The sequence below is a fragment of the Mesorhizobium sp. M2A.F.Ca.ET.042.01.1.1 genome, from assembly GCF_003997405.1.
In the GTDB taxonomy this organism is placed as follows: Bacteria; Pseudomonadota; Alphaproteobacteria; order Rhizobiales; family Rhizobiaceae; genus Mesorhizobium.
In genome coordinates, this window is the sequence record NZ_RZRX01000339.1 from 1 (window position 1) to 5,275 (window position 5,275).

General features: G+C 67.4%; 3 protein-coding genes and 1 pseudogene. 1 reads left to right on the top strand and 3 read right to left on the bottom strand.

All coding sequences use genetic code 11. The features are described 5' to 3' along the window. From EOA23_RS31110 to EOA23_RS31120, 3 genes and pseudogenes are all read right to left on the bottom strand, one after another. Window positions 1-436 (bottom strand): annotated as a pseudogene (locus EOA23_RS31110) (sensor histidine kinase); the annotation flags it as partial. A gap of 380 nt (window positions 437-816) precedes the next feature. After that, a complete protein-coding gene (gene hrpB / locus EOA23_RS31115; protein ID WP_127306934.1) occupies window positions 817-3,279 on the bottom strand; it encodes an ATP-dependent helicase HrpB in 2,463 nt (820 codons plus the stop codon). Between the two features lie 45 nt (window positions 3,280-3,324). Then, window positions 3,325-4,215 (bottom strand): DMT family transporter, encoded by an 891-nt coding sequence (locus EOA23_RS31120; RefSeq protein WP_127306935.1) that lies wholly within the window; start codon window positions 4,213-4,215, stop codon window positions 3,325-3,327. Between the two features lie 21 nt (window positions 4,216-4,236). Between EOA23_RS31120 and EOA23_RS31125 the strand changes: the two genes are divergently transcribed. Next, window positions 4,237-4,935, top strand: coding sequence for a PIG-L deacetylase family protein (locus EOA23_RS31125; RefSeq protein ID WP_127306936.1), 699 nt, complete (start codon window positions 4,237-4,239; stop codon window positions 4,933-4,935). Window positions 4,936-5,275 lie beyond the last annotated feature (340 nt).

Sequence of the window (5,275 nt, forward strand, 5' to 3'; positions counted from 1 at the left end):
GCAGGTGGAAGAACACCAGCAACGTCGCGGCCACCATGACCAGCGCGCCGAGGATCGCTGTGAACCGCAGCGGCAGCGACGCGGCCGAAATGACAACAGGCACGGAAAGCAGCACCGAGAACGGGTTGGTCAGGCCTCCGGTCATGTAAAGCAAACCGCTGAGCTGCAGGCCGTCGAAGGTCAGGATGGCGAAGGCCGAGAGCGGGGTGAGCCGATGCGCGGCCGGATAGCGGAAGGTGAGCCACAGATTCATCCAGGCCGACAAGGCGATGAGCGCGAAGCACATCGAGACCGGCAGCGGGAATTTCAGCCCATAGGCGACGACCAGCACGGTCAGGCTCTGGCCGACGATGGCCAGCCAGCGCAGGCGGACCAGCGTGTTGAGCCGCAACCGCTGGCTTGGCTGGGAATCAGGCGCGCGCAGGATGTTGATCATCGACTTACGATTATAACCGCGGGAGAGTAAGCGCTAGTAGTGCTGTTAGGGACTTGAGGGGCCGGCAGCTGGCGTCTTCGGTTCACCAGCATGAGCGCCGAATGACTGGCCGAAGCTCTCGTACTTCGTCATCCACGGGCGGAGCGACGCGAAGCGGAGCGCAGACCCGAGGATCCATTCCGTTACCTTGATCGTAGAATGCAGCGGAGCAGAATTCTGGATCGTCGCGACGCTTAGAAGTCACGGAATGGATCCTCGGGTCTGCGCGCGTCGCTTCGCTCCTTGCTCCGCCCGTGGATGACGAAGCGATGGGCGTTTGCGCCAATCGCAAAGGTACGCCGTCCGATAACGCGAGGCTCACCAAAGCTTCGGCGGCAAGCCTATGTCCCCCGCGGCTTGGCGCGGCTGGTGGCGGCGGCCAGCAGGGGGTTTTCCGGCCAGACATGTTTTGGATAGCGGCCGCGCATGTCGGCACGCACATCCGCCCAGGAGCCGCGCCAGAAGCCGGGCAAGTCGCGCGTCGTCTGGATCGGGCGATGCGCCGGCGACAGAAGCTCCAGCGTCAGCGGCACGGTGCCGTTGGCGATGGAAGGATGCCGGTCGAGGCCGAACAGTTCCTGCACGCGGATCGAAAGCACCGGCCATTCGCCGTCATAGCGGATCGGAACATGGCTGCCGGACGGCGCGTCGAAATGGGTCGGCGCCAGCGCGTCGACCTTGCGCTGCAGGTCATGCGGGACCAGCGCCATGAGCGCCGAGGACAAAGTCGCCGGATTGATGGCAGCGAAAGAGGCGTCGCCGGAAAGAAACGGCAGGAGCCAGTCGTCGAGGCGCTCGACAAGCGTTTCATCCGAAACATCGGGCCAGGGCACGCCGAGGCCGCGATGCAGCCAGCCAAGCCGCTGCCGCAGGGTTTCGGCTTCCTTGCCCCAGTCGAGCAGCGACAGGCCGTGCTCGCGCAGGGCGTCGAGGATGGCGCGGTCGGCATCGGCGCCGGACGGCGCCGGCAGCATGCGCTCGGAAAGCGTGATGGCGCCGAGCCTGGCGATCTCGCGCATGCGCACGGCGCGGCGCTCGCGGTCGAAGCTCGTCTCGCGCTTCGTCTCGATGCGATCGGCAAGGGCGGCGCGGATATCGGCTTCGCCGACCGGCGCGGCGGCGGTGATGCGGGCGTTCTGCGCCTTGCCCTGCAAGTCGGCGACGACGAGCCAGGTTTCATTGGCGAGCGGATCGGCGGCATCGACCATGGCGCCCGAACCATTGGCGAGCACGAAGCGGCCGCGTTCGCCGCGCGCCCTCGCCACGCGATCCGGCCAGGCATGGATCAAAAGGGGGCCGGCAGAGGCCGCCTCGCTGCCCTGCCCGCCGCCGGCCTGCCTGGCCAAACGCTCGGCGAGCTGCCTGGCGGCGTTGGCGCGCGGCGATTTCTCGCCGCGAAACCGGATCAGGCGCCGCTCCAGATCGGCGCTGTCGCCGCCCAGCCCGCGCTCGGTCAAAAGCACGGCAAGCGTCGCCGCTTCGAGCGCGTGGCCGATCTTCGCCGCTTCGGCCACCATATGCGCCAGCCGGACCGGCAGCGCCAGCTTGCGGATGGCGGCGCCTGCTTCCGTAAGCCGCCCTGCCTCATCGATGGCGTGCAGCGCCTTGAGCAGAACCCTCGCCTCGTTAAGCGCCGGGGCCGGCGGCGGATCGAGGAAGGAGAGGCTCGACGGATCGGCGACGTCGAAGGCGGCGCAGTCGAGCAGCAGGCCGGACAGGTCGGCCTCGAGGATTTCCGGCGGCGTGAAGGCGGGAAGCGACGCGGTCTGCTCGGCGCGCCACAGGCGCACCGCCACGCCGGCTTGCGTGCGCCCGGCGCGGCCGGCGCGCTGGTCGGCCGAGGCTCTGCTGACGCGCACCGTCTCCAGCCTGGTCAGGCCGCTCGCCGGCTCATAGCGCGGCAGCCGCGACAGGCCCGAATCGATGACGACGCGGACGCCGTCGATGGTGATCGAGGTCTCGGCGATCGAGGTTGCCAGCACCACCTTGCGGCGGCCGGCCGGCGCCGGTTTGATCGCCTGGTCCTGCGCCCGGTTGTCGAGCTGGCCGTAGAGCGGCACGATATCGGTGTCGGCCGCAACGTTGCCCACAAGCCGCTCGGCGGTGCGCTCGATCTCGCGCTGTCCGGGCAGGAAGGCGAGCACGCTGCCCTGCTCGGTGGCCAATGCGGAGCGCACGGCCTTTGCCATGGCGTCCTCGATCGCCGTGCCGGGCGGCCGTTCGTCGTAGCGGATATCGACCGGATAGGCGCGGCCCTCGCTTTCGATCACCGGCGCCTCCGACAGAAGCTTCGCCACGCGCGCGCCGTCGAGCGTCGCCGACATGACCAGCAGACGCAGGTCCGGCCGCAGCGCGCCCTGCACGTCGAGCGCCAGCGCCAGGCCGAAATCGCCGTCGAGCGAGCGCTCATGGAATTCGTCGAAGATCACCGCCGAGACGCCCGGCAGCTCCGGATCGTCGAGGATCATGCGCGAGAGCACGCCTTCGGTGACGACCAGGATCCGTGTCCGCTCGGAGCTGCGGTTCTCCATGCGCATGGCATAGCCGACCGTGCCGCCTGGCTCCTCGCCGAGCAGTTCAGCCATGCGACGGGCTGCGGCGCGAGCGGCGAGCCGGCGCGGCTCGAGCAGCACGATCCTGCCCTCGCCCAGCCACGGCGCGTCGAGCAGCGCCAGCGGCACCAGCGTCGTCTTGCCGGCGCCGGGCGGCGCCACCAGCACGGCGCTGTTGCGCCGCGCGAGCGCTTCGCCAAGTGCCGGCAGCACGGCTGTGACCGGAAGCTCCGGCAAGGGTTTCGTCATCATGTCGCCCGCATATCAGCGGTCGCGGTCGCCATGCAACGTATGCGCTCAGAGCCTGGTGCGCGAAAACGGGTTCCAGCGCACGGTGCCGAGCCTGACCTCTTCGCGCACCATCGTCAGCAGGCCGGAGGCGCCGACCACCGCCAGGCCGACCAGCGACAGCCAGTCGGGATATTCGTGGAAGAACAGCGCGCCGAGGATGACCGCCCAGACGATCTGCGAATAATGCGTCGGCGCGATGCGGTTTGCCGGCGCGTATTTGACCGCGAGCAATTGCAGCAGCTGCCCGCCGGCGGTGAAGAGGCCAGCCATCATAAGCCAGACCAGCTGCCCGAGATTGGGGAGCGCGAACGACGTGGCGGCCGCGCCTACGCCGTTGAAGACAAGGCCGTAGCCGACCAGCGCGCCGAGAATCGTCGTGCGCCTTTCCTGCTGGGCGAGCGAGCGCATCAGGATGACGCTGATGGCGGCGAGGAAGGCGTTGGCGAAGGCGGCGAGATGGCCGAGATGCAATTCGCGAAAACCCGGCCGCACCACCAGCATGACACCGGCGAAGCCGGCGACGACGGCCAGCCACCGCCAGGGACCGACCTTCTCCTTGAGGATTACTGTCGACAGGATGGTGACCAGCAACGGCGCAAGGAAGATCAGCGCGTAGACTTCCGCCAGCGGAATGGTGGTGAAGGCAAAGACGCTGAGCACGCCCGAGGCGATGCCGGCCAAGGCGCGCGCCTGAACCGCCCATGGCCTTTTGGTGCGCCAGAAATCGCGCCAGCGCTCGCCCCCGGGCTTGGTGAAGAACAGAAAACAGCCGGCAAACAGGGTCGAGAAGAAGCCGATCTCGAAGACGGTGAACTGCCCGCCCAGGCTCTTGATGACGGCGTCGCTGAACGAATAGCTTGCATAGGCGATCAGAGCGAGCAGGATTCCGTTCGGCATGCCATTTCCGGGAGAGAAGACGTGAAGATACTGGCGCTGGGCGCCCATCCCGACGACATCGAGATATTCATGTTCGGTACGCTGGCCGCCTATGCCGCGCAAGGCGCAGAGCTCAATTTTGCGATAGCCACCGATGGTGCCAGGGGCGGTACGGGCGACCCGGCGGCGCTCGCCCGCTTGCGGCGCAAGGAAGCGGCCAAGGCGGCAGGCCTGCTCGGCGTCGAGCCGCGCTTCCTCGATTTCCCCGACGGTGCGCTCGTCGCCGACGCGGCGTTCATTGCGGCGCTGAAGGCGCTGATCGGCGAGGTGAAGCCCGACCTCGCGATCACCCATGCGCCCTATGACTATCACGGCGACCACCGCGCGCTGTCCGACAGCGTGCGCATCGCGGCGTCCTTCGCGGTGCCGGTGCTGCATGCCGACACGCTCGGCGGCACCGGTTTTTCACCAACGCATTATGTCGAGATCTCCCAGTATTGGGACATCAAGGCAGAAGCGATCCGCGCGCACCAGTCGCAAGGCCCCGAGCATTATGTGCACCGGGCGCGCCTCCAGAACGAGTTCCGCGCCGGCCAGTGCAACGGCGTCTCCGGCGCGCTGGCCGAGGCTTTCCGCTTCGAGCCGACTTTTCCCTTCGCCGACATACGCGCGCTGTTGCCGCCGGCGCCGGCGATCCGGCCAGTGGTGGCAAGCCCCGGCCCTGCCACCGGGGCCAGCTGACCGCGGCGGCCACAGGTCCGACGATCATTTCCCAACGATTTCAAGCACCCGTTTCGCCATGCTGCGACGCAGCAACGAATTCGCTTGCGTTGTTTAGTAAAAAGAGCATCACTAAACAAATTACTAAACATCGGCAGCGCAATCGCGCTTCGTGGCGACGCATAGCGCGCCTGTTTAGGCCCTCGGAGGAGCGAGGGTTGAGGGGCTCTTGAAACCGTCATCCGGACGCGTTTCGCAAATGGGAGGTAAGGCATGAAATCGACCTTGAAACTGGCGTTGGGACTGGCCTCGGCGATGTTTGCGTCGACAGCCGTCTCGAACGTCGCGCATGCGGAAGACC

What these genes read in the sequence shown, in the direction of transcription:
- hrpB (WP_127306934.1), bottom strand. Translation starts at nt 3,279, where the DNA reads ATGATGACGAAACCCTTGCCGGAGCTTCCGGTCACAGCCGTGCTGCCG.
- EOA23_RS31120 (WP_127306935.1), bottom strand. Translation starts at nt 4,215, where the DNA reads ATGCCGAACGGAATCCTGCTCGCTCTGATCGCCTATGCAAGCTATTCG.